A 16935-nucleotide genomic window follows, 5' to 3' on the forward strand; every position below is an offset into this window, starting at 1 on the left:
TTCGTCAGCGCCTGTCGATGCGCGCTCTTTCGCGCAGTTCCGCCATCATCTCCTCCGACAGCTTCTCGATGTTCTCGTCGCCACCTTCCTGGCTCTGGAACACCAGCCTTGCGGCATAATCGTCGGAGACCTCGCGCGCGCTGCAGACGCCGATGAATTCCACGCCCCGCGCGGTCTCCCGCACCGGCGTGGCGCCGCCCGGGCGCGTGTTCTGCACCGCCTCGCGCCATTCCGGCGGCAGTTCGGGGGCCAGAACGCGCCCCATGTCCTGCACGGTCACGTCGATCAGCCCCTTGGCAAACTCCACGGTCGTGTCGCAGCTTTCGAAGCGGTCGCGCATGGCCCGCGCCTCGCGCCGGCGCTTTTCGAGAAGCCGGGCGCGCTCGCCGGAGGGAATGACGAAGATCACGCGCTGCAGGATGTATTCGGTGGCCGACGGTTTCTGGCCGCCCTGCTGCAGCATGCGGCGCACCACGTCCTGCTCCGAAAGCGAGTCCGACGAGCGCTGGCGTGCCCGCACCAGCTGACCCCAGCCGATCTGTGTGCGGATGAAGTCCTTGAAGTGCTGCTTCGTCACCCCGGCCTGCGCCAGGATCTGGTCGAGCTGCGCGACCGAGAGATTGTTTGAGCTGGCGAAGTTGGCATAGGACTGATTGACCATCTCGTCGGTGATGGGCAAGCCCCGCCGCTCGATGGCCTGCAGGCGCAGGGTCTGGTCGATCATCTCCTGGGCGGCAATCTCGTTGAGATTGCCCTTCCGCTGCATCAGCCGCAGCAGCGCCACACGGCGCTGAATGTCGTAGCTCGTGACCGCGCGGTTGTTGACCACATAGCGGATCTCCGCCGCCCGGGCAGGGCCGGCCGGTGCCAGCACCGCGGCAGACAGGGCGGCCGCCAGCATCGCCGTCACCACGAGGCGTGCCTTGGCGGCGGGTGTGGCTGCTCTCGTTCTTCTCATCTCACATCGACCATTCGCATGCGGTTTTCCCGTCTTTAACCGGTCCGAGCGGCAAAACCGTGGCACCGCCTGCCAGCACTCCTATTGCGAGGAGAAGGCGCCCGAACTGCTGCCGAACTCGCCGAGCGTGCGCAATGCGATGTTGAAGCCGTATGTGGTTTCCCACTCTCCATCCTTGCGCTTGCGCGTAAAGGTCATTGTATAGATGAAACACTCGTCGTCATAGGCAAAGCCGAACGCGTTTTTCACCAGCGTGCTCTCCTCCAGATTGTAGGTGCCGGAGGCGAAGGCGCGCCAGTTCTCGTGGAAGCGCAGCGAAGCCTGGCCACTGATCTCGCGGCGGTCCTCATCGAAGCCATAGAGCGGCTGGCTCGCGATGAAGGCATACTGCGCGTTGAGGTTCAGCGGGCCGATGGTCGCGCCCGCTCGCACATCGGCGCGCCGCAGGTCGAACGTTTCCTGGTCGAAACGACCGGCAAGCGAGGCGGAGAAACCGTTCGGCGCCGTCAAACCGACAAGCCCCACGAAATCGGACACATCCGACTCCAGCCCGGAATAGGCGCCGGCGTTCACCAGATCGGGCGAGGCATAGGAGTTGACGCCGCCCAGATGATAGGACTGGCCGAAAAGGCCGTGCGCGGTCCAGCCATTGGCAAAGCTGCCGGAATAGCGGATGCCGAGATTGGCCCGCGTGCCGCCCTCCATGCGGTCGTAGCCGGAGAACTTGTCGCGCTCGAACAGGGTCGAGGCATCGAAGACAAGCGATTGCGCGTCCTCGTTGGGAATGCCCAGCGTGTCGTGATAGGGCTCGTTGGGCCGCACGAAGATCTGCGCCATCGGCTCCAGCACATGCGAGGCGCTGCTGGTGGAAAAGAGGATCGGCCAGCGTGCCTCGAGCCCCGCCGTCACCATCGCCCGGTAATAGGAGGAGCGGATGTCGGCGTTGGTGGCCTGCCCGTCGATGGTGAAGTCCATGATCCTCTTCTGGGCATCGGCCGACAGGTCGCTATAGATGCCGTCGCCGCGGGCATGAAGGATGGGCGTCAGCACCAGGCCCGCGCTGGTGACGAAGGAGCGTTTCCACTCCGCCTCCGCCGTCAGCCGGGCCGAATCCCCTTCAAGCCCCTGCAGCTTGGTGGGGTTGTTGTTGGGGCTGTACATCCCTTCATCGCGCCGCAACGCCTGGATGTTGACATCGATGCTCAGCTCGCCGCCGGCCACGGGGCGGTCGGGCGTGAAGGAATAGTCGAAGCTCGGCAGAACGTCGGGTTGCTTGTCGTTGCGGCCGTTCAACGAGCTCTCCTGGACCGTGAAGCGGTACGCCCGCAGGTCGAAGAAATTCCGGTCTTCGAGGCCCGTCAGATAGACCTGCGAACGGAACACCTGGTCGGAAAAGCCCTCGATGTCGTAGGTGCGCGAGAAATTCTTGTCCGACTGCACCAGCACGTCCCAGCCGAAGGCCCAGCGCGGGTTGATGTCGAAGCGTCCCGAGGAGCCGATCATGCCGCGGTCTGTCTGCTGGCTGTCGAGCTCGTTGGACTTCCACTCCTCGGGGCTTTGCTGGCGGATGCCCGCCACCTTCAGATTGTAGTAGCCATTGTTGAAACGTTGCCGCCACTCCGCCTCGCCGAGGAAGCCCTGCTTGGTGTAGCCGGTTACCGAGACGGTGAGATCGTAGGTGGGGGAGAGCGCGAAGTAGTAGGGCACCTTCACCCCGTAGCCGAGCTCGCTGCTGCTCTTGAAACTGGGGATCAGGAAGCCGGACTTGCGCTTTACCGTCGGGTCGGCGATCTCGAAATAGGGCAGATAGGCGATCGGCAGGCCGAAGAACTCGAATCGCGAGCGCTCGAAGCGCACCGTCTTGGCCTGTCCGTCCCAGATGATCTTCTGTGCCTTGATCTGCCAGAGGGGCGGCCTGTCGGGCTTCTCCTCGCATGGCGCACAGGCCGTGTAGGCCGCCTTGTTGAAGGTGGTCAGCCGGCCCGCCGCGCGCTCGGCGGTTTCGGCGGCAAAATAGGTCTTATCGACAGTCTCCACGCGCAGCGCCCGGGCAAACCCGTCGCTCAGCGTGTCGGTCACGTCGATCTGGTCGGCATAGATGCGGTTGCCGTCTTCCTCGACGATCTCCACCTTGCCGCTGGCGATCACGCGAGAGGTGCCGCGGTCATAGGTAACGCGCTGGGCAACCAGCCGGTAGCCGGCATATTCGATCTGTACGCCGCCCACCGCGCTGATGGTGTTGCGGTCGTTGTCGTAGACGAGCGTGTCGGCGCTGAGCAGCATCTGCGCATCCTGCGGCAGGTCGCGCCCGACAAGCGGATCCACCTGCGCAAGCGCCACGGATGTCGCCGCGATGAGGGCGACGAGCGCAGCACCGGTCCTTGCGCGCAGCCTGCGCCTCGAGCAGACGCCTTTGCGCTTGCCCTTCGCCGCATCCCCCACCACTACCCGTCCTCCTTGAACAACAGGAACGTTATCCCATAGAACAATGCCACCATCACCGGCATCCACGCCGCCACGAAGGGCGGCACGAGACCGGCGCTGCCGAACGCCTTTACCAGGACCGAGACGACATAAAGCAGAAAGCCGGCGACGATGCCACCCAGAATCACTGTGACGGGCAGTCCCATGCGTGCAAATCGCATGGAGACCGTGGCCGCAATCAGCGTCATGGCCACCAGCAGCGGCGGCAGCGTTATCAAAGAGTGAAAATGCATGGCGAAGTCATTGGCGCGAAAGCCGAAAGAGCGCGCCACCTCGATCTTCGAGGGGAGGTCGAAGATCGACACGGCCTCGGGCTGGGTAAGCTGCTGGCTGACGAATTCGGGCTCCAGATTCGTCTCCACGCTCGCGCTCTCCAGGCGCTCCGGTGCATTGTTGCCGCGCCGCCGCGTGACCTGCCTCAGCTCCCAATAGCCCTCGCGCAGCCAGGCGCGCGCGGCGTCGAGCCGCTCCACGATGTTTCCCGAATCGTCGATGACGATGAAGACCGGGCGCACCAGTTCCGTGCCGCCGTCGAGCGTCGCCGCGGCGCCGATCACCGTCTCGCCCGCATCGGTGCGCTGCTTGATCCAGCGCTCCTTGTTCTCGCCGGCGCGGCTCTTCGCACCGCGCACCTGCGCCTCCACGGCTTGCGCCTTGGCGAAGGCCGTGGCGGCCACGGGGTTGAGCACCAGAACGGCAAAAAGGCCGAAGACGAAGGCGCCGAGCGCAATCGGCGTGAGGAACTGCCAGGCCGAGATGCCGGCGGCGCGCGCCACCACCAGTTCGTACTTACGGTTGAGGCTGATGAGGGTGGCCATGGCGGCAATGAGGCCGATGAAGGGCACCACCTGCTGCATGATGAAGGGCATCTGCAGCGCCGCAAGTCCGAGCGCCCACTGCGCCGAATAGCCGGGCAGATCGCCGAAGCGCCCGGCGATTTCGGTAAAGGTGACGACGAAGACCAGCGCCGCGATGCCGACGAAGTTCCACGCGGTGATGACCGCGTAGCGGCGGAAGAAATAACCGCCCAGCGTGCGGCCGATCATACGCGCCTCCATGCCCGGCCGAAGCGGCGCGAGGAGTTGTCGCGAAGGCGCTGGACATGTTCATTGAGCTTTTCCACCCAGTGGGTGGGCAGCTCCATCATGCGGTTGGTGGCGATGAAGACGCAGCAGATGCCCATCATGGCCACCGGCACGGCATAGAGCACGAAGGAGAAGAAGGGCTGGGTCTCCGCCTCGTTTTCGGCATAGAGACCCGCCCAGCGCACCAGCAGGCCGATGGTCAGCGTCGTGACCATGGGGTGCATGCGCGCCTCGCGGAAGGAGCGCGCATCGCCCGCCACCGCGATGCCGATGAGCGCGAAGACGATCGGATAGAGCCACTCCGTCAGCCGCTTGTGCACCTCGGCGTGATATTGCTGCGGCTTGGTCGCATAGTATTTGTCGTTGGGATCCGGGTTGAGCAGATAGGTCAGGTAGCGGTCCTTGGGAAACAGGGTCGGCTCCCCGCCACCGCGCGTGAACTGCGACAGGTCGAAGGCATAGGTCTGGAAGCGGATCACCGAGACATCGCCATCCGCCGATTGCCGCTGCACCTGCCCGTCCTGCATGACGAGAATGCTGCCGTTGTCCTGCTCGACGGTTACGCCGCGGCGGGCGTGATAGATAAGCTTGGTGTCCTTCTCGCGCGTGTCGGCCACGATGATGCCGCCCAGTTGCCCGTCCGGCAGGCGCTGCGAAATCTGCACGAAGACCCCGTCGTCCACCTCCTCGAAGGTGCCTTCCTGCAGCAGGCTGGAGATCAGGTCGGCATTCGCATTGGCCAGGATCTGGCGCAGCTTCTGCCGCGAGAAGGGCTCCAGCGTGTTGTTGATGGCAAAGGCGGCGATGCTCGCAACGATGGCGATGAGCAGGATCGGCCGGATGATGGTGATCCGCGGGCTGCCGGCAGCGCTGATCACCACCAGCTCCGAGTCGGTGTTCATGGTCGCCAGCGTGTGGGCCACGGCGATGCCGATGGCGAACGGCATGATGATCGGGATCACCGACGGCAGTGTCAGCATTCCCGCCAAGAAGAAAGTGGCCACGGACTGCCCGCTGTTGGTCACCAGGTCGATGCGATTCAACACCTGCGTGGTCCACACGATGACGAGGACCCAGGCAAGGGCGGCCGCGAAGATCGACAGGGTGCGCCGCAGGATATAGCGTTCCAAAACCTTCATCGGCCGATGTGTCACCCGTTTTGAAGGCCACCGTGTGGCAGGGAGTCCCAACGCCGGACAAGCCATGGCGCAACCCCGCGCTTGCGCGCGGGCAGAGATCGTCCCCGCGTCGAGCCTGTCGCAGGCAGCCCTAAGGAAGCGGAAAGAAACGCGGTTAACGAATTGCTTCCCGCGGCTCAAGTGTCATAGCCCTTGCCACCCCCTTGTCAATTCGTTCAAAACCGCCAAGATCGCGCCACCTGCGAAAACCTTACCGCACAGGAAGTTCCATGACAGAGAAACCGACCGTCGCCTTCGCCAAATTCGCCGTGCCTGCCAAGGGCACTGTCATCGTCCTGGCGTCCGATGGGGGCAAGCTCGGGGAGGCTGCAAGAGCCTGCGACCCGGAGGATGTCCTGCCGAAGGTCTTTGCCGCAGCGGACTTTTCCGGCAAGCTCGCCGCGACGGTGGAGGCATTGGCGCCGCGCGGTACGGACTATGATCGCCTTGCGGTGGTTGGTGCCGGAAAGACGGAGGAACTCGACGAGCAGGCATGGCTCAGGATCGGCGGCGCCGCCTTTGCCGCTGCCGGCAAGGCCAAGGAGGCGACCCTGGTCGCCGAGGTTGCCGATGGCGGACCCTCGCCGCGCGAGGCCGCGTTGCTCGCCCTGGGCATCGTCCTGCGCTCCTACACCTTCGACAAGTACAAGACCCGCAAGAACGACGGCGAATCCAAGGAAGCGGCAAAGCCATCGAAGTTCACCATCCAGTGCGCCGATCCCGCCTCTGCCAGGAAGGCGTTCGCCGAGATGGCTGCGGTGGGGGATGGCGTGCTTCTGGCGCGCGATCTCGTCAACGAGCCGGCCAATGTTCTGGGGCCGGTGGAGTTTGCCGAGCGCACGAAGAAGCTGGAGGATCTCGGCGTCAAGGTCGACATCCTCACGGAGAAGGAGCTGAAGAAGCTTGGCATGCGTGCGCTTCTTGGCGTCGCCCAGGGCTCGGCCCGCCCGCCGCGCGTGGCGGTGATGCGCTGGAACGGTGGCAAGGCAAAGCAGAAGCCCGTGGCCTTCGTCGGCAAGGGCGTCGTCTTCGATACCGGAGGCATTTCCATCAAGCCCGCCGCCAGCATGGAGGACATGAAGGGTGACATGGCCGGCGCAGCCGCTGTCGTCGGCGTCATGCATGCGCTGGCGGCCCGCAAGGCGAAGGTCAATGCGGTGGGCATCATCGGCCTGGTGGAAAACATGCCCGACGGCAATGCCCAGCGGCCGGGCGACATCGTCACATCCATGTCCGGGCAGACGATCGAGATCATCAACACCGATGCCGAGGGGCGCCTCGTGCTTGCCGACCTGCTTTGGCATTGCAAGGAGGAATACAAGCCGCAATTCATGGTCAACCTGGCCACGCTCACCGGCGCCATTCTCATCGCGCTGGGCAATGCCCATGCCGGCCTCTTCTCCAACGACGACGCGCTGGCCGAGCGCCTGAGCGTGGCGGGCAGCGCCACTGGCGAGAAGGTGTGGCGCATGCCGCTGGGTGCTGAGTACGACAAGCTGATCGACACCAAGAACGCCGACATGAAGAACACGGGCGGCCGCTATGCCGGCGCGATCACCGCCGCCCAGTTCCTGAAGCGTTTTGTCGGCGAGACGCCCTGGGCGCATCTGGATGTGGCCGGCACCGCCATGGCCTCACCGTCTTCCGAGATCAACCAGTCCTGGGCATCCGGCTATGGCGTGCGCCTGCTCGACAGGCTGGTGGCCGATCACTACGAGGGGTAGGGTGGAGGCTCTCTTCTACCACCTCACCGAATCGACGCTTGAAGAAGCGTTGCCCCCGCTCGTGGAGAAGAGCCTCGAGCGGGGGTGGAGGGTTGCGGTCCAGACCGCCGGCGAGGAGCGCCGGGACGCCCTCGACGCCCATTTGTGGACCTTCCGCGACGACAGCTTCCTGCCCCATGGCACCGACCGGGAGCCGAATGCCGGGGCCCAGCCCATCCTCATCACCACCGGCAGGGAAAACATCAACGGCGCCACCATCCGTTTTCTGGTGGACGGCGCCGAGCCCGGCCCGCTCGACGGCTACGAGCGCGCGGTCTTCCTCTTCGACGGCCACGACACTGCCCAGCTCGAGGCTGCCCGCGCCCAGTGGAAGGCGATGAAGGCCGCCGGCCACACCGTTACCTATTGGCAACAGGGGCCGGATCGACGGTGGCAGAAGAAGGGCTAGACCGGTTCATTGTTTCATTGAAACGCTGATCCGGTCCATCTCTTTGTTTTTGCGGCATTTGTGCGACTCCAGATGATTCCATCTGGCTGCAAAATGCCCTAGGCGGGGCGTTGCGGCGTGCCGCTCAACCGCCTGCGATTTCCTCGATCAGAGGCTCCAGCTCGCCCAGATGCCCGATCCGGCGGAAGCGCTCCGCAGCCTCCGGCGCTTCGGCATGTTCGTGCGCCCAGGTCAGCTCATGAGGGACGAACACGCCCCAGCCGCCCGCCTCGATCACCGGCAGAATATCCGATTTCATCGAATTTCCCACCATCAGCGCCCTCTCGGGGCCCTCGCCATGACGGGCGAAGATGCGCTCGTAGACGGCGCGGTTCTTGTCGCTGACGATCTCCACCGCGTCGAAGAAATCTCCGAGCCCGGACGCCGCCAGCTTGCGCTCCTGGTCGAAGAGGTCGCCCTTGGTGATGAGCACGATGCGAAAGCGCCCGCAAAGCCGCTCCAGCGTCTCGCGGGCATGCGGCAGCGTTTCCACCGGGTGGTCCAGCATCTCGCGCCCGGCGTCCAGAATGGCCTGGATTGTCGGCGCCGGAACCCGGCCCCCGGTGACCTCGATGGCGGTTTCGATCATCGACAGGGTGAAGCCCTTGATGCCGAAGCCATATCTGCCGAGATTGCGCCTTTCTGCCTCCAGAAGCCGGGCGGAAAGGTCCTGCGGCTCGGCGAAGTCGCCCAAAAGCTCGGCAAAGCGCGCTTCCGTCAGCCGATAGAAGCGTTCATTGTGCCACAGCGTGTCGTCGGCATCGAAGCCGATCAGGCGCAGGCTCACTCCGCCATTTCCTCCTCATATTCCGTCGAAAGCTCCAGCCATTTCTCCTCCTGCCGCTCCACCAGGCGTTGCAGTTCCGCGCGCTCCTTGGCAAGCCTGGAGGCGCGCGCCGGGTCGCGTTCATAGAGGCCGGCATCCGCCATCTCCGCCTCGATGGCGGCGATGCGTTTCCGCGTCCGCTCGATCAGGCCCTCGGTCGCCTTGATCTCCTTGGCGAGGGGCTCCAGCGCAGCGCGCTTCCTTGCCGCTTCGCGCCGGCGTTCCACCTTGGAGGTCTTCTCGGCCCGTTCCGCCTCGCGTCTCTGCCTGGCGCGCCCCGCTCCGCCGGTCGTCAGCGCCCTGTAGTCTTCGATGTCGCCGTCATACGGGCGCACCGTGCCGTCGCTGACGAGCCACAGCCGGTCAGCGCAGGCTTCGATCAGGTGCCGGTCGTGGCTGATGAGGATCACCGCGCCCTCATAGGCGTTGAGTGCTTCCACCAGCGCCTCGCGGCTGTCGATGTCGAGGTGATTGGTCGGCTCGTCGAGGATGAAGAGGTGGGGGCCGGCAAAGGCGGCGAGCCCCATCAGGAGCCGCGCCTTCTCGCCGCCCGAAAGGTCCCTGGCCGGCGTGTCCATCTTTTCCGTGGCGAGGCCGAACTGCGCCACGCGGGCGCGCACTTTCGCCTCCGGCGCCTCAGGCATCAGCCGCCGCGCGTGCTGGAAGGCGCTCTCCTCGGGGCGCAGCTCCTCGAGCTGATGCTGGGCGAAGATCGAAACCTTCAGTCCCGGCGCCAGCGTCATGCTGCCCTTTTCCAGGGCAAGTCGCCCCGCCACCAGCTTGGCGAAGGTGGACTTGCCGTTTCCGTTGGCGCCCAGAAGTGCGATACGGTCGTCATTGTCTATGCGCAGGTTGAGGCCCTTCAGCACCGGTTTGCCCGGTTCATAGCCCACGGCCCCTCCTTCGATGGCGACGATGGGCGAGGCCACTTCCTTTGCCGGACCCGGAAAGCGGAAGGGCGCGACATGCTCGTTCACCGCCGCGGCGATGGGCTGCATGCGTGCCAGCGCCTTCAGGCGCGACTGCGCCTGCCTGGCCTTGGACGCCTTGTAGCGGAAGCGCTCGACAAAGGCTTCCATGTGCTTGCGCTGCGCCTCCTGCCTGGCGCGCATCTTCTCCTGAAGCTGCGCCTTCTCGGCATATTGCCGGGCGAACTGGTCGTAGCCGCCGCGCCAGAGGGTCAGCTTTCTGCGCTCCAGATGCACGATGGAGGAGACGGCATTGTTCAACAGGTCGCGATCGTGGCTGATGAGCAGCACGGTGTGCGGATAGCGCGCCAGATAGCTTTCCAGCCACATCGTGCCTTCGAGATCGAGATAGTTGGTCGGCTCGTCGAGCAGCAGAAGGTCGGGCTCGGCAAACAGCACCGCCGCCAGCGCCACCCGCATCCGCCATCCCCCGGAGAAGGAGGAAGCCGGGCGCTTCTGGGCCTGCGCGTCGAAGCCCAGGCCGGAGAGGATCGCCGCCGCTCGCGCCTCTGCCGAATGCGCGTCGATGTCGGCCAGCCGTACCTGGATCTCGGCGATGCGGTGGGGGTCCTGCGCTTCCTGCGCTTCCCGCAGCAGCCGCTCGCGCTCGGCATCCGCCTTCAGAACGATGTCGATCAACGGCTCTTCGGTGCCCGGCGCCTCCTGCGCCACCTGGCCGATGCGCGTTCCCTTCGGCAGGCTGATGGAACCCGTCTCCGGCGCAAGCTCGCCGGTGATGGCGCGAAAAAGCGTCGTCTTGCCGGTGCCGTTGCGGCCCACCAGCCCCGCCTTGGTGCCGGCGGGCAGGGAGAGCGAAGCCCCCTCGATGAGCAGCCGCCCGGCGACGCGCAGTGAAAGGTCGTTGATCGAAAGCATGACCGGCGCGGTTTAGGCCGAGGCGCTCGATGCTGGCAAGCCCCTTCGTGGGAGAAGGCGGGCTCGCCTCATGAATATGCCTGCCCCTCCGGCGTTCTGTGAAAATAGATGATATCGAGGGATGGCGGCTCCTTTCCCAGCACCGACAGGATCATGTGCGCCTGGCCGCGGTGGTGGGTCTGGTGGTTGAAGAAGTGGGTAAGCGCCGGCGCCAGCCGTTGCGAGACCATGCGCGGGTTAACCACGGTCATATAGGTGAAACGGCCCTCCAGCGTGGTCCGGTCGAGGCTGGCCACCCATTCGATGATGCGCTGATCCTCTGCCTCCCGTGCCTGCCTGAGCGCGGGAAACGCCTCGTAGAGGACGGCGTCGAGCCTGGCCGGCGCGTTTCCCTTGCCGGTAAAGCGCTTCATCCAGATGCGATCGGCCACCAGAATATGGTTCAGCGTGCCTTTCATGGACTTGAAGAAGGCGCCCACGTCGCGTCCGTATTCCTCTTCGCTCAGCTCGGCCGCCGCCGCGTACAGCAGGCTGTTTGCCCAATGGTTGTAGGCTGCCATCATCTCGAAATGTTTCTTCATGCCGTCTCCCGCTCTTGCAATGTAACGCGGCTAGCGCATCCTCCTTGCCGGCGCCTGTCAACGCCGGAGGCTTGGTCCAGCAGGGTCAATGCTTGGGGCAGCGCAGGCCGAGAGGGAGAGACCGATGACGATTCTGCTCTATGAACTGGTGGGGGCCGACGAGCGCCGTCCCTTCAGCCCGCACTGCTGGAAGGCGGCACTCGCCCTTGCCCACAAGGGCCTGGCCTTTCGGACAGTTCCTGTCCGTTTTACCGAGATTGCCGGCATCGAGAACGGGGCCACCGCCAAGCTGCCGCTCATCCGCGACGGCGATCGCCTGATAAGCGATTCCTTTGCCATTGCGCTCTATCTTGAGGAGACCTATCCCGACCGGCCGACGCTTTTCGCCGGGGAGGGCGGCAAGGCGATGGCGCGCTTTGTCGAGCGCTGGTCGCAGCTTACGCTGCACACCTTCATCGGCGAGGCTGCGCTGATGGACATCCACGACATGCTGGGACCTGCCGACCGCGCCTATTTCCGCGAAAGCCGCGAGGCACGTTTCGGAAGGCGGCTGGAGGAGGTGCCGGCGGATCGGGAAGCAAGGCTGCCAGCCTTTCGGGAAAGCCTGGCGCCGCTGCGCACGCTCTTCCGGCAGCAGCCCTTTATGGGCGGCGAGCGCCCGCTGTTTGCCGATCACATCGTTGCCGGCGCCCTCCAGTGGGCGCGCGTCACCTCGCCCTTTTCTTTCCTGGCGGCGGACGATCCGGTGGCCGAATGGTTCGCGCGCTGCCTCGATCTCTATGACGGGCTGTGCCGTCGTGTGCCGGCGGCAGCCTGAACACTCTTCACACGGGCCGCGCGCGCCGCTATAGACCCGCCATCTCACTTCTTTCCCGTCAAACGCAAGGATCACACATGGCGATCGAACGCACCTTTTCCATGATCAAGCCGGACGCGACGGCCCGCAACCTCACGGGCGCCATCACCAAGATGCTGGAGGATGCGGGCCTCAGGGTCATCGCTTCCAAGCGCGTCTGGATGAGCCGCCGCCAGGCCGAGGGCTTCTACGCCGTCCACAAGGATCGTCCTTTCTTCGACGAGCTGTGCGAGTTCATGTCCTCCGGCCCCACCGTGGTGCAGGTGCTGGAAGGCGAGAACGCCATTGCGAAGAACCGCGAGATCATGGGCGCCACCAACCCGGCCGATGCCGCGGAGGGCACCATCCGCAAGCTCTATGCCAAGTCCATCGGCGAGAACTCCGTTCATGGCTCCGATGCGCCCGAGACGGCCGAGCAGGAGATCCGCTACTGGTTTTCCGAGGTCGAGCTCGTCGGTTGAATCGGGCTTGCAGCTTTCTGCCGCAACCGCTTGGGAAGACTCCAAGAAAGCCGGGCCCAGCCCGGCTTTTTGCTGGCGGAAGGGCAAGGGGGCTATTTGCGCCAGCGTTCGAGTGCTGCCTCGTCCTCTGCCTTTGCCGCCACCCAGTCGCCTTCCCCGCCGCCGGCCAGATGCTCCTTCTTCCAGAAGGGCGCGCAGGACTTCAGATAGTCCATCAGAAAATCCGCCGCTTCGAGCGCGGCCCTGCGGTGCGCCGAGGCGGCGACCACCAACACGATGTTCTCTCCCGGTGCCAGCCTGCCGAAGCGGTGGATGACGCTCAGGCCCGAAAGCGCCCAGCGTCGCGCCGCCTCCTCGGCAATGCGGCGGATCTGCGCCTCCGCCATGCCGGGATAGTGTTCCAGTTCCAGCGCCGCCAGCCTTCCGCCCTCGTCGCGGCAGCGGCCGGTAAACGTCACCACCGCACCGATGTCGCGGCGTCCGGCCGTCAGCCGCTCGATTTCGAGGGCGGCGTCGAAGTCCTCGGCCTGCACGCGCACCCGGGGCTGGCAGGGTTCTGCCACGGTCAGCCTCCCGTCATGGGCGGAAACAGCGCCACCTCGCCGTCCGCCGGCAGCCGCGTCTCGTGCGTGACGTGTTCATGGTCTATGGCGACGCGGATGACCTGCGGCTGTTCGAGGGCTGCCGCATAGCCTTCGCCGCGTTGCCTGAGCCAGGAAAGCAGCTCGGCCACGGTGCCCACCTCCGGCGGCAGCGCCACGGTCTCGCTCTCCTTTCCGATGCGCTCGCGCACCCAGGCGAAGTAGACGAGTTTCATGGCGCTCATTCCTCGATGATGTGCTTGAGCCCGGCGCGGAAGTAGTCGTAGCCGGTGTAAAGCGTCACCAGCGCCGAGAACCACAACAGCGCGATGCCCGCCTCTGTAATGTAGGGCACCACCTTGTCGCCGGCGGGCCCGGCGAGCAGAAAGCCGATCGCCACCATCTGGATGGTCGTCTTCCACTTGGCGAGCTGGGTGACCGGCACGCTCACCTTCAGTTCCGCCAGATACTCGCGCAGGCCCGAGACCAGGATTTCCCGGCACAGGATGATGATCGCCGCCCACAGCGTCCATCCGGCGATGGTATGGTCCGTGTCGGCCGCCAGCAGAAGCAGGCAGGTGGCCACGAGAAGCTTGTCTGCAATGGGATCCAGCATCCGGCCGATGTTCGAGGTCTGCTTCCAGGTGCGCGCCAGATAGCCGTCGAGATAGTCGGTCACACTCGCCGCCAGGAAGATGGCGAGGGCCGACCAGCGCGCGAAGTCGCTCGATTGCAGCCGCCCTTCCAGGAAGAAGCACAGCACGATGAGCGGCACGGCCATGATCCGCGCATAGGTCAGCAGGTTGGGCAGGTTGAAGGTGTGTTGATGTTGCATGGATTGCTGGCTCATGGGGGGTCTTTCAAATCGGAAGCCTCGGACACCGCTCCACCATGACATATGGGGCCCTGCCGGAGCCGTAAAGCCTCATCCGCCCTCGTGAAAGTGGTTGTAGATCTGCCGCGCGATGGATTCGGAGATGCCGTCCACCGCCATCAGGTCCTCGATGCCGGCCCGGCTCACCGCTTTGGCGGTGCCGAAGTGGTGGAGCAGCGCCCTTTTACGGCCCGGCCCGATGCCGGCGATCTCGTCGAGCGGGTTCTTCACCATCTCCTTCTTCCGCCGTGCCCGGTGCGAGCCGATGGCAAAGCGATGCGCCTCGTCGCGCAGGCGCTGCACGAAGTAGAGAACGGGATCGCGCACCGGAAGAGAGAAGGGCTGCCGCCCTTCCATGAAGAAGCGCTCGCGCCCGGCGTCGCGGTCCGGCCCCTTGGCGATGCCGATGGCCGTCACCGCCTCGGCGATGCCGAGATCGCAAAGGATCTGGCGCACGGCGCTCATCTGTCCCTGCCCCCCGTCGATCAGGATGACGTCCGGCCATGCGGGCAGGGTGTCCTTCTCCTCCCCGTCGCGGCCGTTCTCCGGCAGCCCTTCCTCCTTCAAAAGGCGGGAGAAGCGCCGCTGCATCACCTCCCGCATCATGCCGAAATCGTCGCCCGGCGCAATGTCGGTGGAGCGGATGTTGAACTTGCGATACTGGTTCTTCGCAAAGCCTTCCGGCCCCGCGACGATCATGGCGCCCACCGCGTTGGTGCCCATAATGTGCGAGTTGTCGTAGACCTCGATGCGCCGTGGCACGCTCTCCAGGCCGAAGGTCTGCGCAAAGCCTTCGAGCAGCCGCGCCTGCGACGAGGTCTCGGCCAGCCTGCGCGCCAGCGCCTCCCGGGCGTTCTGCAGGGCATGGCCTGCAAGATCCTTCTTCTCGCCGCGCTGCGGCACCTGCACCTGCACCTTGTGCCCGGCGCGTGTCGACAGGGCCTCTGCCAGCAGGGCCTGTTCCTCCACGGGATGCGACAGAAGGATGGTGCGCGGGCAGGGCTTGTCGTCATAGAACTGGGCGAGAAAGGCGCCGAGCACCTCCGCCGGCCCCAGTGCCGGGTCCGCCTTGGGGAAATAGGCCCGGTTGCCCCAGTTCTGTCCGGTGCGGAAGAAGAACACCTGGATGCAGCTCTGCCCGCCCTCCTGATGGATGGCGAAGACATCCGCCTCTTCGATGCTTTGCGGATTGATGCCCTGATGCGCCTGGACGTGGGAAAGGGCCGCCAGGCGGTCGCGATAGACCGCCGCGCGCTCGAAATCGAGCGCCTCCGCAGCCTCCTGCATGGCTGCGGCAATGTCCGCCTTCACCTTGCTGGAGCGCCCCGAAAGGAAGGCTTTCGCTTCCGCCACCAGCCGCGCATAGTCCTGCGTGCCGATCTCACCCGTGCACGGACCCGAGCAGCGCTTGATCTGGTAGAGCAGGCAGGGGCGCGTTCGGCTCTCGTAGACCGAATCGGTGCAGGTGCGCAGCAGGAATGCCCGCTGCAGCGCATTGATCGTGCGTCCCACGGCGCCGGCAGAGGCGAACGGGCCGAAATAGTCGCCCTTCCTGGTGCGAGCCCCGCGATGCTTGAAGATGCCGGGGGCCGGGTGGTCCCCGGTCAGAAGGATATAGGGAAAGGACTTGTCGTCCCGCAAAAGCACGTTGAAGCGCGGCCTCAGGCGCTTGATGAGGTTGGCCTCCAGAAGCAGCGCCTCGGTCTCCGTGCGCGTGACGACGAACTCCATGGATGCCGTCTCGCGGATCATCCGCGCAATGCGGTTGGAATGGCCGCGCCCCTGGGCGTAATTGGCCACACGCTTCTTCAGGCTGCGCGCCTTGCCGACATAGAGCACATCGCCCTGCCTGTTCATCATGCGGTAGACGCCGGGCGCGTTGGGCAGGCGCCCGACCATCGTCTGGATCACCTCCACGCCGATGGTCCCGCTCTCGCTCGGCGCGCTGTCCCATTCGATCGCCCCGCCGCCAAGGGTGTCGATCTCGCGGCTTGCGTTTTCCTGGCTCTGGGGCTGGGTCATTCGGCCACCCCGGTGGTGTCCGGCGTCTGCCAGGCGAGGTGCTGCCCGCCGTCGAGGGCGATCATCTGCCCGGTCACGGAGGGCGTCTCCCACAGATAGCGGATCGTAGCGCCGAACTCCGGCAGCTCCGGCCCGCGCCCGAGCGGCAGCGCGTTCGTCTGGCGGCGGAAGTTGGCTTCGTTCTGGCGGGCGTTGGGCAGGGAAGGGCCGGGCCCGATCGCATTGACCCGGATGCGCGGCGCCAGCGCCTGCGCCATGGTGCGTGTTGCCATCCACAACGCCGATTTCGACAGCGTGTAGCTGAAGAATCGCGGCGTCGGCTTCCAGACGCGCTGGTCGATCATGTTGACGATCAGCCCCTGTTCTTCCTTGGGCAGCAGCCGGGCGAAGCCGCGCGCGATGACGGCCGGTGCCTTCACATGCAGGGCGAAGTGCCGCTCCCAGATGTCATCGTCGAAATCCGTGACCCGGTCCTCCTCGAAGACGGAGGCGTTGTTGACCACGAGGCGCAGGGAGCCGAGGACCTCGGCCGCCGTCTCCACGAGCTGCGCGGCCTGCCGTGCATCGGTGAGGTCGGCCGGCAGCACGCAGACGTCGCCTCCCTCGGCGCGAATCGCCGCCGCCAGGCGCTCGGCCTCCTCGCGCGCGCTGTTGCAGTGGATCGCCACGCGAAAGCCGTGTGCCGCCAGATCGAGCACGATCGCCCTGCCGATTCGTCTCGCGCCGCCCGTCACCAGCGCACCGTCGCCTGTCTGCCGCATGTCTCACCCGTTGCTTGGCAAGCTCCTTATATAAGGTCTGATACGGCCATTCATAGCGCCCTGCGGCGCGCTGCTGACGCGTCGTGCCCGTAATGGCCGCCGGCAGACTGTGTCCTGGCAGCCACAGCGCGCAGTCGTTGCAGGCCGGCGGCGGCGTTTTATACCGTTGGCCATTATCCGGCCATTTTTGAACTGTTTTTCACTCGCGTTGGC

The 16935-nt window shown here is 65.4% G+C and carries 16 protein-coding genes; 4 read left to right on the forward strand and 12 right to left on the reverse strand.

Annotated features, from left to right (window positions below; all coding sequences use genetic code 11):
- Positions 1 to 4: 4 nt before the first annotated feature.
- From NYR58_RS11310 to lptF, 4 genes are all read right to left on the reverse strand, one after another.
- On the reverse strand, positions 5 to 958 hold the full coding sequence (locus NYR58_RS11310; RefSeq protein ID WP_378074569.1) for a SurA N-terminal domain-containing protein: 954 nt from the start codon (positions 956 to 958) through the stop codon (positions 5 to 7).
- An 81-nt stretch (positions 959 to 1039) separates the two neighbouring features.
- Complete coding sequence (locus NYR58_RS11315) at positions 1040 to 3400, reverse strand: LPS-assembly protein LptD (protein ID WP_378074573.1); 2361 nt, start codon at positions 3398 to 3400, stop codon at positions 1040 to 1042.
- 2 nt (positions 3401 to 3402) lie between these two features.
- Complete coding sequence (gene lptG / locus NYR58_RS11320) at positions 3403 to 4488, reverse strand: LPS export ABC transporter permease LptG (RefSeq protein WP_261520807.1); 1086 nt, start codon at positions 4486 to 4488, stop codon at positions 3403 to 3405.
- A complete protein-coding gene (gene lptF, locus NYR58_RS11325; protein ID WP_261520808.1) occupies positions 4485 to 5666 on the reverse strand; it encodes an LPS export ABC transporter permease LptF in 1182 nt (393 codons plus the stop codon). Before lptF ends, lptG begins: the two co-directional genes overlap by 4 nt.
- 269 nt (positions 5667 to 5935) lie before the next feature.
- On the opposite strand from lptF, the gene NYR58_RS11330 reads away from it, so the two are divergent.
- Positions 5936 to 7429 carry a leucyl aminopeptidase gene (locus NYR58_RS11330; RefSeq protein ID WP_261520810.1) on the forward strand — a complete coding sequence of 498 codons (1494 nt, stop codon included), beginning with the start codon at positions 5936 to 5938 and terminating at the stop codon, positions 7427 to 7429.
- Position 7430: 1 nt separating this feature from the next.
- Positions 7431 to 7877 carry a DNA polymerase III subunit chi gene (locus tag NYR58_RS11335; protein WP_261520812.1) on the forward strand — a complete coding sequence of 149 codons (447 nt, stop codon included), beginning with the start codon at positions 7431 to 7433 and terminating at the stop codon, positions 7875 to 7877.
- A 124-nt stretch (positions 7878 to 8001) separates the two neighbouring features.
- On the opposite strand, the gene NYR58_RS11340 is transcribed toward NYR58_RS11335, so the two are convergent.
- From NYR58_RS11340 to NYR58_RS11350, 3 genes are all read right to left on the reverse strand, one after another.
- Complete coding sequence (locus NYR58_RS11340; RefSeq protein WP_261520816.1) at positions 8002 to 8703, reverse strand: HAD family hydrolase; 702 nt, start codon at positions 8701 to 8703, stop codon at positions 8002 to 8004.
- A complete protein-coding gene (locus tag NYR58_RS11345) occupies positions 8700 to 10586 on the reverse strand; it encodes an ABC-F family ATP-binding cassette domain-containing protein (protein ID WP_261520817.1) in 1887 nt (628 codons plus the stop codon). The genes NYR58_RS11340 and NYR58_RS11345 overlap by 4 nt, the downstream gene beginning before the upstream one ends.
- Before the next feature lie 68 nt (positions 10587 to 10654).
- Positions 10655 to 11167 (reverse strand): DinB family protein, encoded by a 513-nt coding sequence (locus NYR58_RS11350; RefSeq protein WP_261520818.1) that lies wholly within the window; start codon positions 11165 to 11167, stop codon positions 10655 to 10657.
- A gap of 124 nt (positions 11168 to 11291) precedes the next feature.
- Between NYR58_RS11350 and NYR58_RS11355 the strand changes: the two genes are divergently transcribed.
- Together NYR58_RS11355 and ndk are read left to right on the forward strand one after the other, a co-directional pair.
- On the forward strand, positions 11292 to 11984 hold the full coding sequence (locus NYR58_RS11355) for a glutathione S-transferase family protein (protein WP_261520819.1): 693 nt from the start codon (positions 11292 to 11294) through the stop codon (positions 11982 to 11984).
- Positions 11985 to 12061: 77 nt separating this feature from the next.
- A complete protein-coding gene (ndk, locus tag NYR58_RS11360) occupies positions 12062 to 12484 on the forward strand; it encodes a nucleoside-diphosphate kinase (protein ID WP_261520821.1) in 423 nt (140 codons plus the stop codon).
- Between the two features lie 92 nt (positions 12485 to 12576).
- On the opposite strand, the gene NYR58_RS11365 is transcribed toward ndk, so the two are convergent.
- The 5 genes from NYR58_RS11365 to NYR58_RS11385 all read right to left on the reverse strand — a co-directional run bounded on the left by NYR58_RS11365 (position 12577) and on the right by NYR58_RS11385 (position 16722).
- Positions 12577 to 13047: a molybdenum cofactor biosynthesis protein MoaE gene (locus NYR58_RS11365; RefSeq protein ID WP_261520823.1), complete on the reverse strand. Its 471-nt coding sequence runs from the start codon at positions 13045 to 13047 to the stop codon at positions 12577 to 12579.
- A gap of 2 nt (positions 13048 to 13049) precedes the next feature.
- Positions 13050 to 13301 (reverse strand): molybdopterin converting factor subunit 1, encoded by a 252-nt coding sequence (gene moaD / locus NYR58_RS11370; protein WP_261520825.1) that lies wholly within the window; start codon positions 13299 to 13301, stop codon positions 13050 to 13052.
- A 5-nt stretch (positions 13302 to 13306) separates the two neighbouring features.
- Positions 13307 to 13915: a CDP-diacylglycerol--glycerol-3-phosphate 3-phosphatidyltransferase gene (gene pgsA, locus NYR58_RS11375; RefSeq protein WP_261520826.1), complete on the reverse strand. Its 609-nt coding sequence runs from the start codon at positions 13913 to 13915 to the stop codon at positions 13307 to 13309.
- A 75-nt stretch (positions 13916 to 13990) separates the two neighbouring features.
- Entirely contained in the window at positions 13991 to 15961 is a 1971-nt protein-coding gene (gene uvrC, locus NYR58_RS11380; protein WP_261520828.1) for an excinuclease ABC subunit UvrC, read from the reverse strand.
- Entirely contained in the window at positions 15958 to 16722 is a 765-nt protein-coding gene (locus NYR58_RS11385; protein ID WP_261520830.1) for an SDR family oxidoreductase, read from the reverse strand. The genes uvrC and NYR58_RS11385 overlap by 4 nt, the downstream gene beginning before the upstream one ends.
- Positions 16723 to 16935 lie beyond the last annotated feature (213 nt).

This window comes from Chelativorans intermedius (assembly GCF_025398255.1).
GTDB lineage: Bacteria > Pseudomonadota > Alphaproteobacteria > Rhizobiales > Rhizobiaceae > Chelativorans > Chelativorans intermedius.